Origin of the sequence: Caulobacter sp. DWR3-1-2, from assembly GCF_049896225.1 — a bacterium.
Classification (GTDB): domain Bacteria; phylum Pseudomonadota; class Alphaproteobacteria; order Caulobacterales; family Caulobacteraceae; genus Caulobacter.
This window is the reverse complement of the sequence record NZ_JAFCTW010000006.1, coordinates 84,092-105,811: the sequence shown is the minus strand read 5'-3', so window position 1 is coordinate 105,811 and position 21,720 is coordinate 84,092. Positions and strand designations below refer to the sequence as shown.

General features: G+C 67.8%; 20 protein-coding genes and 2 pseudogenes. 11 read left to right on the top strand and 11 right to left on the bottom strand.

Going from position 1 to position 21,720, the window contains the following annotated elements; translation table 11 throughout:
- Positions 1-27 precede the first annotated feature (27 nt).
- The 8 genes and pseudogenes from ACP696_RS10845 to rdgB all read right to left on the bottom strand — a co-directional run bounded on the left by ACP696_RS10845 (position 28) and on the right by rdgB (position 9,522).
- Positions 28-1,614 (bottom strand): response regulator, encoded by a 1,587-nt coding sequence (locus tag ACP696_RS10845; protein ID WP_426009909.1) that lies wholly within the window; start codon positions 1,612-1,614, stop codon positions 28-30.
- Between the two features lie 751 nt (positions 1,615-2,365).
- A pseudogene (locus ACP696_RS10840) lies at positions 2,366-3,933 on the bottom strand (YifB family Mg chelatase-like AAA ATPase).
- A 135-nt stretch (positions 3,934-4,068) separates the two neighbouring features.
- Complete coding sequence (gshB, locus tag ACP696_RS10835) at positions 4,069-5,022, bottom strand: glutathione synthase (protein WP_426009912.1); 954 nt, start codon at positions 5,020-5,022, stop codon at positions 4,069-4,071.
- Between the two features lie 469 nt (positions 5,023-5,491).
- Complete coding sequence (locus tag ACP696_RS10830) at positions 5,492-6,307, bottom strand: SirB1 family protein (protein ID WP_426031264.1); 816 nt, start codon at positions 6,305-6,307, stop codon at positions 5,492-5,494.
- Positions 6,304-6,711 carry a YraN family protein gene (locus ACP696_RS10825; protein ID WP_426009916.1) on the bottom strand — a complete coding sequence of 136 codons (408 nt, stop codon included), beginning with the start codon at positions 6,709-6,711 and terminating at the stop codon, positions 6,304-6,306. The genes ACP696_RS10830 and ACP696_RS10825 overlap by 4 nt, the downstream gene beginning before the upstream one ends.
- Complete coding sequence (gene rsmI, locus ACP696_RS10820; protein WP_426009918.1) at positions 6,708-7,580, bottom strand: 16S rRNA (cytidine(1402)-2'-O)-methyltransferase; 873 nt, start codon at positions 7,578-7,580, stop codon at positions 6,708-6,710. The genes ACP696_RS10825 and rsmI overlap by 4 nt, the downstream gene beginning before the upstream one ends.
- Before the next feature lie 55 nt (positions 7,581-7,635).
- The gene (gene hemW / locus ACP696_RS10815; protein ID WP_426043778.1) at positions 7,636-8,784 is read right to left on the bottom strand and encodes a radical SAM family heme chaperone HemW; all 1,149 of its coding nucleotides are present in this window, start codon (positions 8,782-8,784) and stop codon (positions 7,636-7,638) included.
- Between the two features lie 132 nt (positions 8,785-8,916).
- Complete coding sequence (rdgB, locus tag ACP696_RS10810) at positions 8,917-9,522, bottom strand: RdgB/HAM1 family non-canonical purine NTP pyrophosphatase (RefSeq protein ID WP_426031258.1); 606 nt, start codon at positions 9,520-9,522, stop codon at positions 8,917-8,919.
- A gap of 460 nt (positions 9,523-9,982) precedes the next feature.
- Between rdgB and ACP696_RS10805 the strand changes: the two genes are divergently transcribed.
- Positions 9,983-10,513, top strand: coding sequence for a DUF2975 domain-containing protein (locus ACP696_RS10805; protein ID WP_426009921.1), 531 nt, complete (start codon positions 9,983-9,985; stop codon positions 10,511-10,513).
- 30 nt (positions 10,514-10,543) lie between these two features.
- The gene (locus ACP696_RS10800) at positions 10,544-10,780 is read left to right on the top strand and encodes a helix-turn-helix domain-containing protein (protein WP_426009923.1); all 237 of its coding nucleotides are present in this window, start codon (positions 10,544-10,546) and stop codon (positions 10,778-10,780) included.
- Between the two features lie 148 nt (positions 10,781-10,928).
- On the opposite strand, the gene rph is transcribed toward ACP696_RS10800, so the two are convergent.
- Positions 10,929-11,657, bottom strand: a complete 729-nt coding sequence (gene rph, locus ACP696_RS10795; protein WP_426009925.1) for a ribonuclease PH — start codon at positions 11,655-11,657, stop codon at positions 10,929-10,931.
- 111 nt (positions 11,658-11,768) lie between these two features.
- On the opposite strand from rph, the gene hrcA reads away from it, so the two are divergent.
- The 3 genes from hrcA (at position 11,769) to ACP696_RS10780 (ending at position 13,934) form a co-directional block, all read left to right on the top strand.
- The gene (hrcA, locus tag ACP696_RS10790) at positions 11,769-12,842 is read left to right on the top strand and encodes a heat-inducible transcriptional repressor HrcA (RefSeq protein WP_426009927.1); all 1,074 of its coding nucleotides are present in this window, start codon (positions 11,769-11,771) and stop codon (positions 12,840-12,842) included.
- A 12-nt stretch (positions 12,843-12,854) separates the two neighbouring features.
- Entirely contained in the window at positions 12,855-13,472 is a 618-nt protein-coding gene (gene grpE, locus ACP696_RS10785) for a nucleotide exchange factor GrpE (RefSeq protein WP_426009929.1), read from the top strand.
- Between the two features lie 108 nt (positions 13,473-13,580).
- A complete protein-coding gene (locus ACP696_RS10780) occupies positions 13,581-13,934 on the top strand; it encodes a hypothetical protein (RefSeq protein ID WP_426009931.1) in 354 nt (117 codons plus the stop codon).
- Between the two features lies 1 nt (position 13,935).
- Here ACP696_RS10780 and ACP696_RS10775 read toward each other — a convergent pair whose 3' ends face one another.
- Positions 13,936-14,403, bottom strand: coding sequence for a low molecular weight protein-tyrosine-phosphatase (locus ACP696_RS10775; protein WP_426043777.1), 468 nt, complete (start codon positions 14,401-14,403; stop codon positions 13,936-13,938).
- Between the two features lie 99 nt (positions 14,404-14,502).
- Between ACP696_RS10775 and msrA the strand changes: the two genes are divergently transcribed.
- Together msrA and dnaN are read left to right on the top strand one after the other, a co-directional pair.
- Positions 14,503-15,027, top strand: a complete 525-nt coding sequence (gene msrA / locus ACP696_RS10770) for a peptide-methionine (S)-S-oxide reductase MsrA (protein ID WP_426043776.1) — start codon at positions 14,503-14,505, stop codon at positions 15,025-15,027.
- Positions 15,028-15,191: 164 nt separating this feature from the next.
- Positions 15,192-16,310 (top strand): DNA polymerase III subunit beta, encoded by a 1,119-nt coding sequence (gene dnaN, locus ACP696_RS10765; RefSeq protein WP_426043775.1) that lies wholly within the window; start codon positions 15,192-15,194, stop codon positions 16,308-16,310.
- Positions 16,311-16,670: 360 nt separating this feature from the next.
- Here the strand turns inward: dnaN and ACP696_RS10760 are convergent, their stop codons facing one another.
- A complete protein-coding gene (locus ACP696_RS10760; protein WP_426031249.1) occupies positions 16,671-16,799 on the bottom strand; it encodes a hypothetical protein in 129 nt (42 codons plus the stop codon).
- Between the two features lie 166 nt (positions 16,800-16,965).
- Here ACP696_RS10760 and ACP696_RS10755 point away from each other — a divergent pair, with 166 nt between their 5' ends.
- The 4 genes and pseudogenes from ACP696_RS10755 to ACP696_RS10740 form a co-directional block, all read left to right on the top strand.
- Complete coding sequence (locus ACP696_RS10755; RefSeq protein WP_426009938.1) at positions 16,966-17,340, top strand: VOC family protein; 375 nt, start codon at positions 16,966-16,968, stop codon at positions 17,338-17,340.
- Positions 17,341-17,381: 41 nt separating this feature from the next.
- Positions 17,382-18,560, top strand: a complete 1,179-nt coding sequence (gene recF / locus ACP696_RS10750) for a DNA replication/repair protein RecF (RefSeq protein WP_426009939.1) — start codon at positions 17,382-17,384, stop codon at positions 18,558-18,560.
- Between the two features lie 80 nt (positions 18,561-18,640).
- Positions 18,641-21,061 carry a DNA topoisomerase (ATP-hydrolyzing) subunit B gene (gyrB, locus tag ACP696_RS10745; protein ID WP_426011266.1) on the top strand — a complete coding sequence of 807 codons (2,421 nt, stop codon included), beginning with the start codon at positions 18,641-18,643 and terminating at the stop codon, positions 21,059-21,061.
- A 181-nt stretch (positions 21,062-21,242) separates the two neighbouring features.
- Positions 21,243-21,704 (top strand): annotated as a pseudogene (locus ACP696_RS10740) (GNAT family N-acetyltransferase); the annotation flags it as partial.
- Positions 21,705-21,720: the final 16 nt, after the last annotated feature.

The window sequence follows — 21,720 nt, the reverse complement described above, 5'->3', positions numbered from 1 at the left end:
TGAACCGCCGGGAGCCTTGGTCCCGCCTTAGCCGGCGAGCTTGGCGCGTGTCGCGGCTTTCGTCCAGCCGAGCCCGCTCTGTCCAAGGTGGGCCCAGTTCGTGAGCACCCCGCGCAGGGCCGAGGGCGTCAGGGGCTTGGCGAGAAAGTCGTTCATGCCGGCCGCCAGACAGGCGCGGCGGTCCTCGTCGAAGGCGTCGGCGGTCAGGGCGACGATCGGGGTGGTGACGCCGCGCTCGCGCAGGGCCCGGGTCGCCTCCAGGCCGTTCAGGCCCGGCATGCGCAGGTCCATCAGGATCAGGTCGTAGAAGCCGCGCGACAGGGCCGAGACGGCCTCGTCGCCGCTGGCGATGCGGTCGACCTTGCAGCCCTCGCGTTCCAAAAGGGCGCGGGCCAGCAGGGCGTTGATCGGATTGTCCTCGGCCAGCAGCACCCGGACCCCCGTGGCGATGGCCGGGGCGATGCGGTCGTCGTCCGGGACCTTGGCGGGGGCGGTCTCGACCACGGCGGGATGGCTGGCGGTCCCCTTGATCTGAGGAACACGGGCTTCCAGCACCTGGGCGATCAGCGAGGCGCGGCGCAGCGGCTTGATCAGGTAGCCGCTGAAGCCGGCGGCCTTGAGCTTGGCGATGCGGTCGCGTTGGTCGGGCGTCAGCAGCACGATCGAGGCCCGGCCCGCCGGCGGCTTGAATGCTCCGCGAGGACTTGCCCCTTGTGCTTTGGCCAGCACGGCGTCGAGCAGCAGCACGGCGTCGGCCGGCGCGCCCTTCAGGGCAGCAGCGACCGTCTCGCCGGAGAGCGCTTGACCGCCGCTGGCGCGGATCTGGCGAATGGCCGCCTCGCGGATCATGGCGTTGGGCGAGGCGATGGCCACGCAGCGGCCGGCGAGCGGCAGGTCGACAGCGGCGTTGGCGACGGCTTCGAACGAGGCTTCGAACCAGAAGTCGGCCCCCTGTCCCACCTCGCCCCCTACGCCGGCCTCGCCGTCCATGGCCGCGGCTAGGCGGGCGACGATGGCCAGGCCCAGGCCGGCCCCGCCCAGCTGGGCGCGGTGGGAGGGATCGGTTTGGACGAAGGCCTCGAAGATCGCGGCGCGGGCATCCGGCGCCACGCCCGGCCCGGTGTCGCGCACCGAGAAGCGCACGCGACCGTTGGCCACGTGATCGGCGCTGAGCAGCACCCCGCCGGCCTCGGTGAACTTGATGGCGTTGCCGGCATAGTTCAGCAGCACCTGCCGCAGTCGGCCCTCGTCGGCCAGGATGGTGGTCAGGCCCGGCGCGCAGGCCCAGGCGATCTCGATGGATTTCTCGTGGGCCCGAGGGCTCAGCAGCTCGGCGACCTGGCGCAGCAGGTTCTCGACCTCGACCGGCGCGGCCTGCAGGTCGATCGCCGTGGCCCCCAGGCGAGCGAAGTCCAGCACGTCATTGACGAGCGACAGCAGGTGGTCGCCGCTCTCGCGCAAGGCCGCCACGTAGGTCCGCTGCTCGGCGGTCAGGCGGGTGCCCTCCAACAGGCGGGCCATGCCCAGCACGCCGTTGAGCGGGGTGCGAAACTCGTGGCTCAGGGTAGCCAGCTGTTCGGGCGTGACCCCGGTGGAGGAAGGGCGGTTGCTCATGGGTGGAACCTAGCAGAGACGACTTAACGGGCGGTTCAAGACGGGCGGCCGGAGACGCGGCTCCGCCGCTTCACGCGGCTGACCCGCTGAAGAGATTGGGGAGGGTGCGAAGCGCCCGGGCTCCGCCCGGAGGTTTTGCAGTAGATGTACCGTTTCGACGAAGACGAGCGCTTCGCGTGGCCTTCAGACGGGAGCCATCGGAGCGCGGGGTCTTAACCCGCTTCCGAAGTGGGCCCCCGGCGGGCGGCAGGGCGGCTAACCCTTCCGGACCATGCGGGCGATTTCAGCCCGCACCTGTCGGCCTGTCCGCCTACCCCGAGCGCCGGAGTTTCGTCACCACGGGGGTGAACCTGCTCCGAACCGACCTGGGGCGCTCCTTGTCAGAGCACGGCGGACAAGCCTTCCCGCTCGTCCACCCCTGAAAGCCGCCTCGGTCGCCGTACGTGCGCCCTCCCCGTGCTCTCAGGTGAGGACCATTATGGGGGTGGTTTTGGACGCGCCAGGGTTTGTGACGCTGATTATTTCATAGAGCGTTAATATTACTATAGTTTCTAGTGGGAATATATGGGGATGCAGCAGCGCCGATCCCCCTTTCTTGAACCCTCTCCCGCTGGGAGAGGGAGGGGCCCGCCGCGCAGCGGTGGGAGGGTGAGGGGGTAAACCGTCAGACGGCGTGCCGGCAGGGCGTCCGTGCGAAACCGGCGACGCACCTGTCGCAAGAGACGCCAGCAACGGGTCCGAGCGCTCACGCTCAAAACGCCCCCTCGCCGCTCATCCCGCCCATCGCGCTGGCCCGCCTGTGGGCCAGCGCCTCGGCGATGTGGACACGGCGGACGCTGGGCGCGCCTTCCAGGTCGGCGATCGTTCGGGCCAGGCGAAGGACCCGGGTCCAGCCTCGGGCGCTGATCTGTCGCGCCTCGGCGGCGCGGGTGAGCAGGGCGCGGCCGGTCTCGTCGAGGTCGGCGATCTTATCCAAGAAGCGACCCTCGGCACGGCCGTTGAGGGCCTCGGCCCCGACCGGCGCGGCCTCTCCCGTCAGGGCCATCGCCTCGGCCCGTTCCAGCTGCAGGCGGCGGGCCTGGGCGACGCGGGCGGCGACCTCCGCCGTGCCCTCGCTGGGGGGCGGCAGAGCCAAGTCGGCGGCGGTGACAGCCGGCATGTCGACGGCCAGGTCGATACGGTCCATAAGCGGCCCGCTGACCCGGCCCTGGTAGTCGCGAATGCAGCGCGGGGCCTTGCCGCAGGCGCCCCGCCCCGCCCCGCCCCGCCATGGCCACAGCGGCAGGGGTTCATCGCCGCCACCAGCTGCACCCGGGCCGGATATCGGACATGGGCGTTGGCGCGGGCCACCATCACCTCGCCGGTCTCCAGCGGCCCCCGCAGGCTGTCCAGGGCCTGGGTGCCGAACTCCGGCAGCTCATCCAGGAACAGCACGCCATTATGGGCCAGCGACACCTCGCCGGGCTTGGCCTTCAGCCCGCCGCCGGTCAGGGCCGCCATGCTGGCGCTGTGGTGCGGCGAGCGGTATGGCCGCGCCCGGGTCAGCGTGCCCTTGGCGATCAGTCCGGCCACCGAATGGACCATCGAGGTCTCCAGCAGCTCGACCGAGGTCAGGGGCGGCAAGAGGCCGGGCAGACGTTGGGCGAGCATGGACTTGCCAGAGCCCGGCGGGCCGCAGAACAGCAGGTTGTGACCGCCGGCCGCCGCGATCTCCAAGGCCCGCTTGGCGTGCTCCTGGCCCTTGACGTCGCGCAGGTCGCGAAAGCCCGCCCCTTCCTCGACCGGGCCAGGCAAGGGAGCTGACAGGATCTGGCCGCCCCGGAAGTGGTTGATCAGCGCCACCAGCGAGCGGGGCGCCAGGATCCGCGTGCCACCCGCCCAGGCGGCCTCTGGTCCGCAAGCCTCCGGGCAGATCAGGCCAAGGTCCATGGCCCCGGCCGCCATCGCGGCGGGCAGGGCGCCGGCCGTGGCTGCGATCCGTCCGTCCAAGGACAGTTCACCCATCGCCGCCCAGCCGTCCAGCGCGTCGATCGGGATCACGCCCATGGCCGCCATCACCGCGAGCGCGATGGGAAGGTCGTAATGCGACCCCTCCTTGGGCATGTCGGCGGGCGCCAGATTGACGACGATCCGCTTGCCCGGCAAGGCCAAGCCCAACCCCGCGAAGGCGCCGCGCACGCGTTCGCGACTCTCGGCCACCGCCTTGTCGCCCAAGCCGACAATGACCATGATCTGCTGGCCGCCGGTCAGCTGCACCTCGACATCGACGCGGCGCGCCTCGACGCCCTCGAAAGCCACCGTGACGACTTTGGCCGCCATTGGTTTCTCGCCCCTCGCCCACTCAATCTTATCCACAAGCCAAACATGGCTGCTAGAGCGGAGCAAGAACAAAAAACGAACGTTTCAGGAAAGTGCGAAGAAGTTGTGACGATTCAGTCGTCTAGACGACGTTCTTCAGTCGGCGCTGGAGCGGATCACTTCGATACGATCCCAGAGCACCGCCGCCGCGTCGGCGCCGCCGAACCGCTTGAGCTGCTGGGCGCCGGTGGGAGACGTGACGTTGATCTCGGTCAGGAATTCGCCGATCACGTCGATGCCGACAAAGAGCAGCCCGCGCCGCTTCAGTTCCGGCGCGATGATCGCGCAGAGCTCCAGGTCGCGCGGCGTCAGCCCCACCGCCTCGGCCCGGCCGCCCACGCGCAGGTTCGACCGCACCTGGCCCGCAGCCGGCACGCGATTGACCGCGCCCACCGGCTCGCCATCGACCAGCAGAATGCGCTTGTCGCCCTTGCTGACCGCCGGCACGAACTTCTGGGCGATGACCTGCTCGCGGCTGATCATGGCGTGCAGTTCCAGCAGGGCGTCGAGATTGGGATCGTCGGCCAGCAACCGCGCCACGCCCGAGCCGCCGCCGCCGTAGAGGGGCTTGAGCACGATGTCGCCATGCCGGGCGCGAAAGTCGTAGATCGCCTCGTGGTCCGACGTGATCAGGGTCGGCGGCTGGACGCCCGGAAAGTCGGTGACGAACAGCTTCTCGGGTGCGTTACGCACCTCGGCCGGGTTGTTGACCACCAGGGTGTGGGGGTGGACCTTTTCGAGGAAGTGCGTGGCGGTGATATAGGCCATGTCGAACGGCGGATCCTGGCGCATCAGCACCACGTCGACATCGTCCTTCATGTCGAGGATTTCGACATCACCGAGTTGGGCATGCGATCCCTGCGTCTTGGTCAACACCAGCGACTGAGCGCGGGCGAACACCCGGCCGTCTTCCATCGACAGCTTGTCGGGGGTGTAGACCCACAGCCCGTGGCCCCGCGCCTGAGCTTCCCACATCATCAGGAAGGTGGTGTCGTTCTCGATATTGATCCCCTGGACGGGATCCATCTGGACGGCGACTCTCAGCGACATGGGGGCTCCGGATCAGATGCGGACGCGACGGCGCAGGCCTCGCGTGACGAACGCCTTAGTTAGGATGACCAAGACGGTAATGCGAGGAATGTTCGCCTTGTCGCGATCAAACCGGCTCGACAGCGCGCTCCATGTCTGATGGATTAAAACAAGCTTCACCCGCGGAGATGGATCCGTGCGCAGCCTCGCCTTGTACGTCGGCCTCGCCGCCGCGTTCGTCCTCGGGAGCGAGGTGCGAGCCCAAGCCATCATAGACATGCATCTGCACGCCATTCCGGCCGACAGCCAGGGACCGCCGCCCATCCGGTCGTTTCGTCCAAGAACGATGCGGCTCTGCGGGACGAGACCCTGGCGGCCCTGCGGCGTTAGAGCATTTCCCGACCTGACTGCGTCAGGCCGTGAGCTCTAATCTTCTGTTTTAACGCATTTTTCTTCACGCGAACCGGAACCACTTCGGTCGAACAATGCGCTAGTTCAGCCGCAGCCGCATCCGCTCGCGCGCCGCCCGGGCGGCTATGGCCGCGCCGCCGTCCAGGACCTGGGCGCGCGACAAGGCCTGCAACGCTCCCGCCAGCGCCCCTTGCCCTTCGCGGGCGGCGGCGACGTCGAGCCAGGGATGGTGGTCGGTGGGGTCGAGCAGGGCCCGGCGCAGGGCCGAGCGCTCGGCCCGCGCCCAGTCGCGCGATTGCTGGGCGCGGGCAAAGATATTGTTCTGTAGGCGGATCAACACGGCGCGGTCGGAGATCGGGCTCATCAGCACGTCCAGCTTGGCGGCGACGTCGGGCATCAGGCCAGTTCGCAAGGCCCGGCGCGACAGTTCCGACGGCAGCACTACCCGGCCCTCGCTGAACGGGTCCAGGGCCAGCGGGCCTTCTTCGGTCTCGATGCGCAGCAGGAAGTGACCTGGGAAATCGACGCCGTGCAAATCGAGGCCGCACGACCGGCCCGCATGCAGGTAAAACACTCCCAACGCCACAGGCAGGCCCTTGCGCCGCTGCGCCACGGCGATGATGTCGGCGTTGTCGGAATGGTCGTAGGTGATCAGGTCGCCCGACAGCCGCAAATCCCCGGCCATGGTCTCGGCCAGGGCTTCCTCGGCGGATTCCAGCTTCAGACGCTCGGTCAAGCGATCGACCGAATGGCGGGCCAGGTCGAGCACCGGCGCCGGGTCGCGATCGGGATCATCATGCACGGCGCAGGCCAGGGCTGCCTCCAGCAGCGGAAAAGCCTTGTCCGGACGATTGCCGGCGTCGGTCAGCAGGGCCTCGGCTTCCTCGCGGGTCACGATGCGGGGTTCCAGCTGTTGGGCCAGGCGTCGGGTACGTGACGCGGCCGGCGGCCGGGGGCCAGGGCGATCAGATCGAGCCGCACCGTAGCGTCGCGCAAACCCGAGCGGCTGGCGGCGATGTGGGCGCCGGCCCGCCGCAGCCGCGCCTGCTGCTCATGGGTCACCGCTTCCAAGGCTGTCTCCAGGCTGGTTCTGCGCTTGACTTCAACAACGGCCAGGACGCTTCCCCGTTGCGCCAACAGGTCGATCTCGCCCAGGGGCGTGGCCAGGCGGAAGCCGAGGATGCGGTAGCCCTTGGCGAGCAACCATAGCGCCGCCACCACCTCGGCGCGGCGGCCCGACAGGCGAGCGGCGGCTCCCCTTGCCTTTCTTTCAGGGCGGAGGGGGCGGACAGCCGTCACGAGGCTTCGTCCTTCAGGGCCAGCGCCTGGCGGTAGAGGTCGCGGCGCGGCAGGCCCAGGGCCTTGGCCACCTCGGAAGCGGCCTCGCCCAGCGGCAGGCGGGCCATCGCCTCGCGCAGGGCCGCCTCGGCGTCGCCCTCGCGGACCGGCGCCTCTTGGCCAGGACCCACCAGAATGACGATCTCGCCCTTGGGGGCCGTAAAGCGGGGGTCGGCGGCCAGCACGTCGAGCGGGCCGCGGATGCAGGTCTCGTAGAGCTTGGTCAGTTCGCGGGCCACGGCGCCCTGGCGGGGTCCGAACACGGCGGCCATGTCGGCCAGGCTGTCGGCCACCCTCGATGCGCCTTCGTAGAAGATCAAGGTGGCGCGGACATTGGCCAGCTCGGCGAAGAAGGTCTTGCGCGCCGCGCTCTTGGGCGGCGGAAAGCCCGCGAACAGGAAGCGGTCGGTGGGTAGGCCAGCCAGGGTCAGGGCGGCGAGGGCCGCCGAGGCGCCGGGAATCGGAAACACCGCGTGGCCGGCCTCGATCGCCGCCTGGGCCAGGCGGTAGCCGGGATCAGAGACCATCGGGGTCCCGGCGTCTGACACCAGGGCCACCCGCTCGCCCGCCTCCAACCGCTCCAGGATCCTCGGCGTCTCGCGGTCAGCGACATGTTCGTCATAACGCTGCAGACGTTTGGAGATCGAATAGGCGGCCAGCAGCTTGCCTGAAACGCGGGTGTCCTCGGCCAGCAGCACGTCGCAGGCGTTGAGCACGTCCAGCGCCCGCAGGGTGATGTCCCGCAGATTGCCAATCGGCGTGGCCACCAGATACAGGCCTGGGGCGAGCGGCGCGTCGGACAGGGCGGGCGGGGCAAGCTGGCGACGCAAGGGCAAACTTTCCGACACGAAGGACGCCCACAACTCGGCGCGTTTCGCAGGGATATCAGGTCGCGAGCGTTCCTGTCAGCCGGTCCAGAACGAGACGTCCGGGCCGGGTGGCGCGCAGGCGAATCGAATCGTCGGCCAACAGGCCGTCCTCGACCAGGGATTTCACCTTCGGCGTGTCTGGCGACAGGGCAAGCGCGGCGATCTCGGCGAAGGCCACGCCGTCGTCTATGCGCAGGCCCAGCACGAGGCGCTCCTCGGCGGCTTCGAGCGGGGTCAGGACTTCACGCTCGAAGCCGACTCCGGTTTGCGCCACGGCGCGGATGTAGTCGGCGACCTTGCGATGGGCCGTGGTGGCCAGCTTTCCGCCGTCCAGCGACAGCCGGCCGTGGGCGCCAGGGCCGGCGCCGACATAGTCGTGGCCCTGCCAATAGACCAGGTTGTGGCGTGAGCGGGCGGCCGGACCTTGGGCGTGGTTTGAAACCTCGTAGGCGTCAAAGCCGGCGGCCTCGAGCACGATTTGCGTGGTCTCGAACAGCGACGCGGCCAAGTCCTGGTCGGGCACGACCATCCGGCCGCGGCCGATGGCCCGGTCGAAGGCGGTGCCCTGCTCGATTGTCAGCTGATAGGGCGAGACGTGCTCGGGGCCATGGGCCAGCAGTTCGCTCAGTTCCGCCGTCCAGGCCGCCGCCGTCTGGCCGGGCCGGGCGTAGATCAGGTCGGCCGACAAGCGCGGAAAGGCCTTGGCCGCCACGGCGAGCGCCCGGCGGGCCGAGCCGGCGTCGTGGTTGCGGCCCAGCAGGGACAGGGCCGCGTCGTCCAGCGCCTGGACGCCCAGCGACAGCCGCGCCACGCCGGCCGCCGCCAACGCGTCGAAACGATCCGCTTCGGCGTCGGTGGGATTGGCCTCGAGGCTGATCTCCAGGTCCTCGGCCGGGCTCCAAAGCACCTTGGCCGTATCGATCACCCGGGCGACATGGGCGGGGTCCATCAGCGACGGCGTGCCGCCGCCGAAGAAGATCGACAGCAGCTGACGAGGCCCGGTCAGGGCGCGCTGGGCGATCAGGTCGGCGACGATGGCGTCGACCAAGGCCGCTTGCTCGCCAGTCCGGCCCCGGTCGCGCACCACGTTGAAGTCGCAATAGGGGCAGATGCGGGCGCAATAGGGCCAGTGAACATAGACGCCGAGGGGAGGCGGTTGCGTCATCGCACAAGCCTTCCCCACACCGTCTCCCCGGCGAAGGCCGGGGCCCAGGTGAAACCCACGAGACGCTCAGGATGAATCTGGGTCCCGGCCTTCGCCGGAAAGCCAGATATGGGTTGGCGGTTTGGTGAAACCCTAGTCAAACAGCGCCGCCTTCAGCTTCGCGAACGCGATCGCCCGATGGCTCATGGCGTCCTTGGCGGCCGGCTCCATCTCGCCGAACGTCTGGTCGAGGCCCGTGGGAACGAAGATCGGATCGTAGCCGAAGCCGTTGTCGCCGCGCGGCGGGAAGGTCAGAACGCCGTGCACCTCGCCCTGCACCACCACCGCCGGGCCGCCGTTTGGCCAGGCGACGGCCAGGGCGCAGGTGAACCAGGCCGCGAGATCTTCGGAGCCCGTCTCCTCGATCCGCTCCGCCACCTTGTCCATCGCCAGGCCGAAATCCTTGGTCGGCCCGGCCCATCGCGCTGAATAGATTCCCGGCGCTCCGTCCAGGGCCGCGACCGACAGACCCGAATCGTCGGCCAGGGCGATCTGGCCCGAATGGTCGGCGGCATGGCGGGCCTTGAGCAGGGCGTTGCCGACGAAGGTCGTCTCGGTCTCGTCCGGCTCGGGAATGCCCAGGGCTCCGGCCGTGAGCACCTCGAAGCGGCCCTCGAGCAGCGCGTGCAGTTCCTTGGCCTTGCCGGGGTTGTGCGTCGCCGCGACGAGCTTAAGTCCAGCGTCCAGCTTCAGCGTCATCACGCGTCTCCCTTCGGGCAAATCCTACCGCCAGTCTCTACGCCTTCCCGATACCGCTCCGCTACCAGGCAGACCATGGTGGCCACGGCGCCACACCTCGCATGATCTCGTTCGATGAGCGCGATCATTACAGAGGTTTAATATCGTTTATCGATAAGCGACATTGGCGGGTCGTAAAACGCCGCCTATGTATCGAGCCATGGAAGACCCGCCACCTCGGCGCGGCCCAGAACCCCGATTGAAGCCGCCATGTCCGCCGCCAGACTGATCCGCATCGCCGACGCCGTCGCCACCCGCCTGGCGACCCTGACGCTGATCGCGGGCCTGCCGCTGGCCGCCGTGACCTTCGCGATCAAGACGTTCTAGCCTGGTTTTGACCTGAGTTTCCGGCCCGACTTTGACCCGTCTCGATACACTGGGGCATGGTCGGCGCCTGTGAAGAGGTAAAGGGAGAGAACGAATGCGCGCCTTGGGGCCAGGCTCGGTTTCGAGTTTCCTGAAGATCATTCTCGACGTGATCTATGTGGGCCTGTGGGTCTGGGTCAGCCTGCTAGCGGTGTTCACCGTGGCGGTGCTGCTGCTGAGCTTCAATCCCGAGCTGATCACCGAGAAGCTGCACGTGGGCGGCTCGGCCGACGAGCTGATCGCCAAGGGCCCGCTGTTCGCCGGCGGCCTGGCGGCCTGGGCCCTGATGTCCGGGGGCTGGATGGTGATCGTCGAGCGCCTGCGGCGCATTTTCGCCACCCTGACCGCCGGCGATCCCTTCCATCCCGACAATGTCCGCCGCTTGCGAGTGGTGGGCCTGGTTTTGGCTGGCCTGGAGATTGGCCACTATATCTTCGCAGCCTTGGCCGGCTGGTTGGCCCCGGAGGCCAAGATCGACAGCACCTTCAGCATCAGCGCCTGGTTCCCGGTCCTGGTGGTGTTCGTGCTGGCCGAAGTATTCCGCGAAGGCGCCCGCCTTCGCCGCGAAGCCGAATTGACCATCTGATGCCTATCGTGACGCGGAGATAAGAAAATCATGGCCATCCGCGTTCAACTGGACCGCATCCTGCTGGAACGGCGCATGTCGCTGACCGAGCTTTCCGACCGGGTGGGCGTGACCATCGCCAACCTGTCGATCCTGAAGACCGGCAAGGCCCGCGCCGTGCGCTTCTCGACGCTGGACGCCCTGTGCCGCGAACTGCAATGCCAGCCGGGCGACCTGATGGGCTTCGAGCCCGGCCCCGGCGACGGCGGGTTGGAGGATGTGGACTAAAATTCCCTTCTCCCCTTGCGGGAGAAGGTGTCAGCGAAGCTGACGGATGAGGGGTCCCTCAGACGACAAAAGACGCGACCGGCCTTTCGGCTGTCGCGGCTTTTCTGTTCTTCGACCCCTCTCCCGCAAGCGGAGAGGGTTAAGAACCCTACCGAGGCTTCGCCGCCGCGACCGCATCGCGCTGGATGACGAACAGCTCGCCGATGCCCTTTTCCGCCAGGGCGAACAGGGTGTCGAATTCGCCGCGCGAGAAGCCGCGTTTCTCGCCGGTGGCCTGGACCTCGACGATGTCGCCCGAGCCGGTCAGCACGAAATTGCTGTCGGCCTCGGCCTGGCTGTCTTCCTCATAGTCGAGGTCAAGCACCGGGACATTATCGAACACGCCGCACGAGACGGCCGCTACCTGGCCGATGATCGGGTCGGTCTTCAGCACGCCCTCGGCCAGTAGATAATTGACCGCCAGGCGCAGGGCGACCCAGGCGCCGGTGATGGCGGCGGTGCGGGTGCCGCCGTCGGCCTGGATGACGTCGCAGTCCAGGCTGATCTGTCGTTCACCCAACGCCTTGAGATCGACCACCGCCCGCAGGGACCGCCCGATCAGGCGCTGGATTTCCTGGGTGCGGCCACTCTGCTTGCCCGCGGCGGCCTCGCGACGACCCCGGGTGTGGGTGGCGCGGGGCAGCATGCCATACTCGGCCGTGACCCAGCCGGCGCCCTTGTTGCGCATCCAGCCGGGCACGCTTTCCTCGACCGTGGCGGTGACCAGCACCTTGGTATGGCCAAAGCTGATCAGGCACGATCCTTCGGCATAGCGGTTGACGCCGGTCTCCAGCGTGACGTCTCGCGTTTGGTCGGCGGCGCGTTCGGACGGACGCATGGGAAACTCCAGGGCTTTGCGTGATAGGATGCGGGGCTTATCCTAAGTTTGACGGGCGCGTCCAACCCCGTTGAACCCGCGATAGCCCGATCGGGCGCGTTCGAAGGCTTCATGACACAGCTTTTTTCCGGGTTTTCCGCTCAGACGCCCAGCCTCACCGACCTGGACAGCCGGGCCCGTGATATCTTCCGACGGGTGGTGGAATCCTATCTGGAGACCGGGGAGCCGGTCGGCTCGCGCACCCTGTCACGCGATGTGTCGCTGTCGCCGGCCTCGATCCGCAACACGATGCAGGACCTGGCGCAGTTGGGCCTGCTCGACGCGCCGCACAGCAGCGCCGGCCGCATTCCCACCCATGCTGGCCTGCGGATGTTCGTCGACGGCCTGCTGGAGGTGGGCGACATCGGCGAGGAGGAGCGGCGAACCATCGAGACGCGGCTGTTCGCTCACGGGCGCTCGTTCGAGGACGCCATGGGCGAGGCCAGCGCCATTCTCTCGGGCCTGGCCGGCGGAGCGGGCATCGTCGTGACGCCGGCCCGCGAGGGCGGGGTCAAGCATGTGGAGTTCGTGGCCCTGGGCGCCGACCAGGCCCTGGCGATCATGGTGTTTGACGACGGCACGGTGGAAAACCGGCTGATGAAGCGCTCGGCCGGGGTCACGCCGGCCTCGCTGCAGGAGGCCTCCAACTTCCTCAATGCCCGCCTGCGCGGCCGCACCCTCGGCGAGACCAAGGCCGAGATGGCCGCCGAGCTCGACAAGGCGCGGCTTGAACTGGACGCCACCGCCGCGCGTTTGGTCGAGGACGGACTGGCGGCCTGGAGCGGCGGCGACGACCCCGATCGCGCCCTGATCGTGCGCGGCCGGGCCAATCTGCTGGCCGACGCCAGCGCCCTTGAGGATCTGGAGCGCGTGCGCCGGCTGTTCGACGACCTGGAGCAGAAGGGCCAACTGATCGGACTGCTCGACGACGTGCGAACCGCAGAGGGCGTGCGCATTTTCATCGGGGCCGAAACACGACTCTTTTCGCTTTCGGGCTCCTCCCTGATCGCGGCGCCCTATATGACGGGCCGGCAGAAGGTGTTGGGCGCGATCGGCGTGATCGGGCCCACCCGCTTAAACTATGCCCGGGTGATCCCGCTGGTGGACTATACCGCCCGCGTGCTCGGCCGGATGATGGACGGATAAGGACTGTACGACATGACCGACGACGAAACGCCGGCCGAAGACGTGGCCTTCGAGACCGACGACGCAGCCCAGGAAATCGAGACGCTGAAGCTGGAGGTGGCGGCCCTGAGGGATCAGGCGCTGCGCTACCTGGCCGACGCCGAGAACACCAAGCGCCGAGCCGAGCGCGAGAGCAACGACGCCCGCGCCTTCGCGATCCAGAAGTTCGCCCGCGACCTGCTGGGCGCGGCCGACAACCTGTCGCGCGCCACGGCCATGAGCCCGCGCGAGTCGCAGGATCCGGCGGTCACCAACTATATCATCGGCGTCGAGATGACCGAGAAGGCGCTACAGGACGCCTTCGAACGCAATGGCCTGAAGAAACTCGAGCCCGGCAAGGGCGAGAAGTTCGATCCCCACCTGCACCAGGCGGTGATGGAACAGCCCTCGGACGAGGTCGCGGCCGGCGGCGTTCTGCAGGTGCTGCAGGCGGGCTATGAGCTGATGGGCCGACTGGTCCGCCCGGCCATGGTCGCCGTGGCCGCCAAGGGCTCCAAGGGTCCCGAAGCGCCGGCCGAACCGGCCGCCGCAGCCAATCCCTATGCCAGCAACGGCGCCGACACCGGCGGGGCTTTCGACACCAAGGCTTGATCGTTCCGGGCTCCGGGGCGAGTCGCCGCCTCGGAGCCGCGACATCGCGCCGCTTGAGACGGGGGTCTCGCGGGCCTAGTTCTGAAGCGTCCGCCGCTGGAGACCGCCATGCCTCGCGCCACCCTTCTCGTTCCGATCGCCCTGGGCGCGGCCTTGATCGCCAGCGCGAGCCAGGCACAGACCGTTCAGTCCTTCGCGGTCCAGACCCCGGCCATCACCCAGCGGTCGCTTGACCTGGCATCGCCGCGCGCCGCCTTGCCGCTGCGCTATAGCCGCGCCCCGACCCCGCTGCCGCCGGGCGTCGCCCGCACCTCGGTGGAAGCCGGGACGGACAGCGTCACCGGCTCGGCCGGCCTGCTCTGCGGCCTGCAGCCCAGCGCCGACACCAGCGGCGCGGCCATGGCCCGCGGCTACGATCCGGACGGCAAGTTCGTCGGGGCCAAGCTGGCGCTGCGGTTCTGATTTAGAGGTTGGCCTCGATCCGTTCGACCAACCCCTTCGCCCCTGCCACGGCGTCGCTCCAGGTCACATTAAACCCAGCGTCATCGCCGTAGTAGGGATCGGCCACCGACTTGCCTCGGCGCCCCTCGACCGTATCCAGCAGCAACATCAGCTCCGCCGTAGCATCGCTTGGCCGCAGGGCCGTGAGGTCGGCGAGGTTGTCGCGATCCAAGGCGACGATGTGGGTGAAGCGGCGGAAATCCTCCAGCTTCACCTGGCGCGCCTTGTAACGGCCGATCTCGACGCCGTGGCGCCGGGCCACCGCTTGGGCGCGGCGGTCGGGCGAGTCGCCGGCGTGCCAGCCGCCGGTGCCAGCCGAATCGACCTCGATCTCGAGGCCCCGGCGCTGCGCCTCCTGGCGAAACGCCGCCTCGGCCAGGGGCGAGCGACAGATATTGCCCATGCAGACGAACAGAACCGACGGTCGCATCACGGGCAGCCTTTCAAGACGGGTGGGGTTCAAGCTTGCGTGGAACGCCGATAGACCCAACATGTGGCCTCGAGCGACGAACGCAAAGGAGCCTGCCCCATGACCGCCACCACCGAAACCGCGATCCTGGCCGGCGGCTGTTTCTGGGGCGTGCAGGACCTGCTGCGCCGCTATCCCGGCGTGCTGGAAACCCGCGTGGGCTACTCCGGCGGCGATGTGCCCAACGCCACCTATCGCAATCACGGCACTCACGCCGAAGCGATCGAGATCGTCTTCGACCCGGCGATCATCAGCTATCGCCGCATCCTGGAATTCTTCTTTCAGATCCACGATCCGACCACCAAGAACCGCCAGGGTAACGACCTGGGCCTGAGCTACCGCTCGGCCATCTACTATTCCAGCGACGCCCAGAAGCAGACCGCGCTGGAGACCATCGCCGATGTCGACGCTTCCGGCCTCTGGCCCGGCAAGGTGGTCACCGAGGTCGAGCCCGCCGGTCCGTTCTGGGAGGCCGAGCCCGAGCACCAGGACTATCTGGAGCGGATCCCCAACGGCTACACCTGCCACTTCATCCGCCCGGACTGGAAGCTGCCGACCCGGGCCGAACGGGCCGCCGCCGAGTAACGATCGGGCGTGTCGGTGCGGGTCGTATGCCCGATCCGCACATTTCGGCGCATCCCGCCGCTCGCCCCCTCTTCCCCCACCGCGTGATTTCGCTAATGTCGCAAGTCCATTCATGACGGGGCCGCGAAGGATTCTTTCGTCGGCGGCGGGACCTGGACCGAGATATGAAGCTTACCATCGAGCGGGCGGCGCTTTTGAAGGCGCTGGGTCACGTGCAGAGCGTCGTCGAGCGTCGCAACACCATCCCGATCCTATCAAATATCCTGCTGTCGGCCGATCGCGACACCCTGTCGTTCTCGGCCACCGACCTGGACATGGAGATCATCGACGAGGGCCTGGCCCAGATCGACGTGCCCGGCCAGATCACCGCGCCCGCCCAGACCCTCTATGAAATCGTCCGCAAGCTGCCCGACGGTTCGGACGTGTCGCTGAACTTCAGCGGCGACGATCCGCGCCTGGTGATCCAGGCCGGTCGCTCGCGCTTCAACCTGCCGGTGCTGCCGGCCGGCGACTTCCCGGTGATGAGCAGCGACGGCCTGTCGGGCCGCATCTCGGTCGACACCAACGATCTGATGCGGCTGATCGACAAGACCCGCTTTGCGATCTCGACCGAAGAGACCCGCTACTACTTGAATGGCCTCTATCTCCACACCGTCAATGACGGCGGCGAGGTCAAGCTGCGGGCTGTGGCCACCGACGGCCACCGCCTGGCCCTGGCCGAGATGGCCGCCCCCGAGGGCGCCGCCGGCCTGCCGGGCATCATCGTGCCGCGCAAAACCATCCAGGAGGCCCGCCGCCTGATGGAATCGGCCGGCGAGCAGGTCGAGTTGCAGATCTCGGCCCAGAAGGTGCGCTTCGAGTTCGGTCGCGCCGCCCTGACCTCCAAGGTCATCGACGGCGCCTTCCCCGACTATCTGCGGGTCATCCCGCGCGACAACGCCAAGATCCTGACCCTCGACAACGACCTGTTCGCCAAGGCCGTCGACCGGGTGGCCACCATTTCGGCCGAGAAGAGCCGCTCGGTGAAGCTGGCCATCGAGCCGGGCCGCATCACCCTGACCGTCCGCAACATGGAAGCCGGCCAGGCCGTGGAAGAGGTCGAGGTCGATTATGACGGCGAGCCCTTCGAGATCGGCTTCAACGCCCGCTACCTGCTCGACGTCTGCGGCCAGATCGGCGGCCCGATCGCCGAGTTCCGCTTCGCCGACCCAGCCTCGCCGACCCTGGTGGTCGATCCGACCGATCCGGGCGTGAAATACGTGCTGATGCCGCTGCGCGTGTAGCGCGCAGAGGCGATACCTCGCCCATCCCGATCCCCAGACTCTCTGTCCCTCCCCTTTACGGGGAAGGTGGTCCCGGAGGGGTCGGGTGGGGCTACGCGGCCTGACTCATCAAACCCCACCCGACCCGCTTCGCGCGCCACCCTCCTCGAAATGGGGAGGGAAGGAACGCTGGGTGGGCGCCCAGCGCCTTCCCAATCCGCCCGTAACGGCGAGGCCGCGCCTTGAGGCCTTGATGGCGAGCTTCCGCCAAGCGGGCTGTTCGGGAGTCAGAGCGCGTAACCCTCTCTCTTCGAGAGACGGGATTCTTCGTCCGCAATGTCGAAACCGGCCAGAATGCCCAGCCTCAACCACCCCTCGGCCTCACCCCACCCCAAGCACTCTCACCACCAGCCACAGCACGCCGCAGACCACGGCGAAACCGGTCGCGAGGCCGAGTTCAGGATTGTTCTGCCACCATTGGCGCGGTGCGCCCGAAAACTTGTGTCGCATGAGTCCCCTCCCCAGGGCTTTGTTAGCGCTATTCGTGGCCGACAAGCTCCGTCGCGCAAGCAACCTGTGGTGTCGTAACAAGGTTGCTGCGATTTGACGCGCCTCGACTTGCCCCAGTTTCCACCCGTGCTAGCCTTGGTTGCATAAGAAAACGGGAGGACTGCGCATGGCACGGGTCAGCTACATGACGGTGGGGTCGAACAAACTCGATGAGGCCAAGGCCTTTTACGACGCCCTGCTGGGATCTATCGGCATGGCGGGCATTCACGAGCACGCTTCGGGCGGGCGGCTCTATCGCGGCAAGGGGACGGGGCTGTTCGGGGTGCTCGGACCCTATGACGGCGCGGAGGCCTGCGTCGGCAACGGCATGATGGGCGGCTTCGACTTCGAGAGCCGCGAGGAGGTCGACGCCTTCCACGCCAAGGCTCTGGAACTGGGCGGAACCGACGAAGGCGCGCCTGGCGAGCGGATGCCCGGGGTCTATTTCGCCTATTTCCGCGACCTGGATGGCAACAAGCTGTGCGGCTACAAGTTCGGCTGAACGGGGTTAGGGTGGCGCGCCTAATAGGCTAGAACCCCCCGGTGAGCCGCGCCGCCCTGCTTTCCCTGACCCTGACCGACTTCCGCTCTTACGAGCGCGCGCGCCTGCGACCCGAGGGCCGCAGCGTCTATCTGTTCGGGGCCAACGGCGCGGGCAAGACCAACCTGTTGGAGGCCATCTCGCTGCTCTCGCCGGGCAAGGGGCTGCGGAGCGCGAGCCTGGTCGAGGTGGGTCGGCGGATGCCGGGCGAGGCCACGGGCCGGGCCTGGGCCGTGGCCGCCGAGGTCCAGTCCCCGCAGACGGGTCTGGGCGATGACGAGCCGGTGCGGCTGGGCGCCGGGGTCGAGATGGCCGGCGCCAGCCGTCGCATCGTCCGCATCGACGGCGAGACCCTGCCACCGGGCCGGCTGACCGACCACATCCGGCCGATCTGGCTGACCCCGGCCCAAGACCGCTTGTTCCTGGAAGCGGCCGGCGAACGCCGCAAGTTCTTCGACCGCCTGGTGTTCGCCGGCGAGCCGTCTCACGCCGCCCACGCCAACGCCTATGACAAGGCGCAACGCGAGCGGATGCGCCTGCTGAACGACGCCGCTGAAGGTGGCGCGCCGGCTGACACCGTCTGGCTCGCCGCGCTTGAGGCCCGTCTCGGCCAGGCCGGCGCCCTGATGGCCGCCGCCCGCGCCCGCACACTCGTGGCCCTGCAGGCCGAGATCGACGGCCGGGGCAATCGTCCCTTCCCCCGCGCGCGCCTGTCGCTGAGCGGCGCCTGGGAGCAGATGGCGTTGGACGGGGTCGAAAGTGCCGAGATCGAGGTCCGCCTGGCCACCGCCCTGGCTGCGGCCCGGCCCCGCGACGGGGCCGCCGGACGGGCTTTGACCGGACCGCATCGCGGCGATCTGGCGATCATTCACGCCGACAAGGACCGTCCTGCTGCGGAATGTTCGACCGGAGAGCAGAAAGCGCTGATTTTGAACCTGGTTTTGGCCCAGGCGGCGCGACTTTCGCGTGCGAAAGACGCGCCGAATCCTATATTGTTGCTGGACGAAGTCGCCGCGCATCTCGACCTGGAAAGGCGGGCCGCCCTGGCTGACGAACTCACGGCGCTCGGGCTCCAGGCCTTTCTCACTGGCACGGACGAGTCGCTGTTCGACCACCTGAAGGGTCGGGCTCTCGGCGTTCGCGTCAGCGAACTCGGCCTGACCGCATTGGAAGACGTATGACCGAAGAGACCAAAGGCCCCCAAGACGCTTCTGCGGCCGACAACACCGGCGATCGCCTGACCAGCGCGGACGGTTCGCAGATGGCGGCCCCCGAAGTGATGACCGGCGATTACGACGCCGACTCGATCAAGGTGCTCAAGGGCCTGGACGCGGTGCGCAAGCGCCCCGGCATGTATATCGGCGACACCGATGACGGCTCGGGCCTGCACCACATGGTGTACGAAGTGGTCGACAACGCCATCGACGAAGCCCTGGCCGGCCACGCCACCAAGGTGGAGGTGATCCTCAACGCCGACGGCTCGGTGACGGTCACCGACGACGGTCGTGGCATCCCGGTCGACATCCACGAGGGCGAGGGCGTCTCGGCGGCCGAGGTCATCATGACCCAGCTGCACGCCGGCGGAAAGTTCGACCAGAACAGCTACAAGGTCTCCGGCGGCCTCCACGGCGTGGGCGTCTCGGTGGTCAATGCGCTGAGCGACTGGCTGGAACTGAAGATCCACCGCAACGGCCACAGCTATCAGATGCGCTTCGAGCGCGGCGACGCGGTGACCTCGCTGGCCCAGACCGGCGACTCGCCGGTGCGGTCGGAAGGCGCCAAGGCCGGTCAGACCCTGACCGGCACCGAGGTGACCTTCTTCCCGAGCTTGCAAACCTTCGCCTTCATCGAGTTCGATCGCAAGACCCTGGAGCACCGGCTGCGCGAGCTGGCCTTCCTGAACTCGGGCGTGACGATCTATTTCCGCGACCTGCGCGACGCCGAGCCGTGGGAAGAAAAGCTGCACTACGAGGGCGGCATCGAGGCCTTCGTGCGCCACCTCGACAAGGCCAAGACCCCACTGCTGAAGACGCCGATCGTCATTCGCGGCCGCAAGGACAAGGTCGAGATCGACCTGGCCCTGTGGTGGAACGACAGCTATCACGAGCACATGCTGTGCTTCACCAACAACATCCCCCAGCGGGATGGCGGCACCCACCTGTCGGCCTTCCGCGGCGCCCTGACCCGGATCATCACCAACTACGCCGAGAGCTCGGGCATCACCAAGCGCGAGAAAGTCAATGTGGGCGGCGAGGACGCCCGCGAGGGCCTGACCTGCGTGCTGTCGGTCAAGGTGCCCGACCCCAAGTTCAGCTCCCAGACCAAGGACAAACTGGTGTCGTCCGAAGTCCGCCCGGCAGTGGAAAACCTGGTCCAGGAAGGCCTGGCCTCGTGGTTCGAGGAGCATCCGACCGAAGCCAAGGCCATCGTCAGCAAGATCGCCGAGGCCGCCGCCGCGCGGGAAGCCGCCCGCAAGGCGCGCGAGCTAACCCGCCGCAAGAGTGCGCTCGACATCACGTCCTTGCCCGGCAAGCTGGCCGATTGCTCCGAGCGCGATCCGGCCAAGTCCGAGATCTTCATCGTCGAGGGCGACTCGGCCGGCGGCAGCGCCAAGCAGGCCCGCAACCGCGAAAATCAGGCCGTCCTGCCCCTGCGTGGCAAGATCCTCAATGTCGAGCGGGCGCGCTTTGACAAGATGCTGTCGTCCGACCAGATCGGTACGCTGATCACCGCCCTGGGGGCCGGTATCGGCCGCGACGACTTCAACGCCGACAAGGTGCGCTACCACAAGATCGTGCTGATGACCGACGCCGACGTCGATGGCGCCCACATCCGCACCCTGCTCCTGACCTTCTTCTATCGTCAGATGCCGGAGCTGATCGAGCGCGGCTACATCTACATCGCCCAGCCGCCGCTCTACAAAGCCGCCAAGGGCAAGTCGTCGCGGTATCTGAAGGACGACTTCGAGATGGACGCCTTCCTTGTGGACGAGGGTGTCGAGGGCGCCGAGCTGGACCTGCCGTCGGGCGAGCGTCGCACGGGCAAGGACCTGTTGGCCCTGGTCCAGCTCTGCCGGTCGGCCAAGGGCAATATTGATCGCCTGGCCGCCCGCGCGCCGGCCTTCGCGATCGAGCAGGCGGCCCTGGCCGGCCTGTTCAGCGACACGCCCGACATCGCCGCCGCCGCCAAGCGGCTTGATCTGTATGCGGAAGAAGGCGACGGCCCGTGGTCGGGCGAGCGCGGCGACACCGCCTATGTGTTCAAGCGCGTGCGTCGCGGGGTCACCGAGAGCGTGGTGCTGGACGATGGCTTGCTGCACGCCGCCGACGCTCGCCGCTGGGCCGAACGCGCCACGGCCCTGGCCGAGGTGTTCTCCGGCGCGGCGATCTTCCGTCGCAAGGACAAGTCGACCACGGTTCGAGGTCCGCTTGACCTGTTGGGCGCGGTGATCGACGCCGGCCGAAAGGGCCTGTCGATCCAACGCTACAAGGGCCTGGGCGAGATGAACCCCGACCAGCTGTGGGAGACCACCCTCGACGTCGAGGCCCGCACCCTGCTGCAGGTGCGCGTCAACCATGCCGACGACGCCGACGACATGTTCAGCCGCCTGATGGGCGACCTGGTCGAACCCCGCCGCGAGTTCATCCAGGCCAACGCGCTCGACGCCGAGGTGGACGTCTAACCGCTAGAGCACTTCCCGACCTGACTGCGTCAAGCCGTGAGCTCTAATCATTTGTTTTGACGCATTTTTCTTCACGCGAACCGGAACCACTTCGCTCGAAAAATGCTCTAGCCTGGAGCAGATCGCCATGTTGGAACGTGAACGGGACGAATGCTCGCCAACCGGCGGCGGCCTGACGGTCCGCGCCTTCAGCGACGACCTCGCCGAGCCATTCTATCGGATCAACGCCGAGTGGATCGAGGAGATGTTTGTTCTCGAGGAGAACGACATCACGCTGTTGTCGAACCCGCGCGAACTGATCATCGACAAGGGTGGGGCGGTGCTTTTCGCGGAGACTTCGGACCTGGGCGTGGTGGGAACCTGCGCCCTGATCAAGATGAAGGACAGCTGGTTCGAGCTGACCAAGATGGGCGTCTCGAAGGCGGCGCGGGGCCGCAAGGCCGGCGAGTTCCTGTTGGCGGCGACCCTGGAACACGCCAAGGCCATGGGCGTCGCCGACAAGCTCTATCTGTTGACCAATGCCAAGTGCGCGGCGGCCATCCACCTCTACGAAAAGCTGGGCTTCCAGCACGACGCCGAGATCATGGCGACGTTCGGGGCGCGGTATGAGCGGTGTGATGTGGCGATGTCGTATCGAGGCTAAATCCTTCTCCGCTTGC

Excerpts from the sequence above, each read along its gene's own strand:
- ACP696_RS10845 (WP_426009909.1), bottom strand. The coding sequence starts at position 1,614 with ATGAGCAACCGCCCTTCCTCCACCGGGGTCACGCCCGAACAGCTGGCT.
- gshB (WP_426009912.1), bottom strand. The coding sequence starts at position 5,022 with ATGTCGCTGAGAGTCGCCGTCCAGATGGATCCCGTCCAGGGGATCAAT.
- hemW (WP_426043778.1), bottom strand. The coding sequence starts at position 8,784 with ATGACGCAACCGCCTCCCCTCGGCGTCTATGTTCACTGGCCCTATTGC.
- rdgB (WP_426031258.1), bottom strand. The coding sequence starts at position 9,522 with ATGACGCTGAAGCTGGACGCTGGACTTAAGCTCGTCGCGGCGACGCAC.
- ACP696_RS10805 (WP_426009921.1), top strand. The coding sequence starts at position 9,983 with ATGCGCGCCTTGGGGCCAGGCTCGGTTTCGAGTTTCCTGAAGATCATT.
- ACP696_RS10800 (WP_426009923.1), top strand. The coding sequence starts at position 10,544 with ATGGCCATCCGCGTTCAACTGGACCGCATCCTGCTGGAACGGCGCATG.
- rph (WP_426009925.1), bottom strand. The coding sequence starts at position 11,657 with ATGCGTCCGTCCGAACGCGCCGCCGACCAAACGCGAGACGTCACGCTG.
- hrcA (WP_426009927.1), top strand. The coding sequence starts at position 11,769 with ATGACACAGCTTTTTTCCGGGTTTTCCGCTCAGACGCCCAGCCTCACC.
- grpE (WP_426009929.1), top strand. The coding sequence starts at position 12,855 with ATGACCGACGACGAAACGCCGGCCGAAGACGTGGCCTTCGAGACCGAC.
- ACP696_RS10780 (WP_426009931.1), top strand. The coding sequence starts at position 13,581 with ATGCCTCGCGCCACCCTTCTCGTTCCGATCGCCCTGGGCGCGGCCTTG.
- ACP696_RS10775 (WP_426043777.1), bottom strand. The coding sequence starts at position 14,403 with ATGCGACCGTCGGTTCTGTTCGTCTGCATGGGCAATATCTGTCGCTCG.
- msrA (WP_426043776.1), top strand. The coding sequence starts at position 14,503 with ATGACCGCCACCACCGAAACCGCGATCCTGGCCGGCGGCTGTTTCTGG.
- dnaN (WP_426043775.1), top strand. The coding sequence starts at position 15,192 with ATGAAGCTTACCATCGAGCGGGCGGCGCTTTTGAAGGCGCTGGGTCAC.
- ACP696_RS10760 (WP_426031249.1), bottom strand. The coding sequence starts at position 16,799 with ATGCGACACAAGTTTTCGGGCGCACCGCGCCAATGGTGGCAGAACAAT.
- ACP696_RS10755 (WP_426009938.1), top strand. The coding sequence starts at position 16,966 with ATGGCACGGGTCAGCTACATGACGGTGGGGTCGAACAAACTCGATGAG.
- gyrB (WP_426011266.1), top strand. The coding sequence starts at position 18,641 with ATGGCGGCCCCCGAAGTGATGACCGGCGATTACGACGCCGACTCGATC.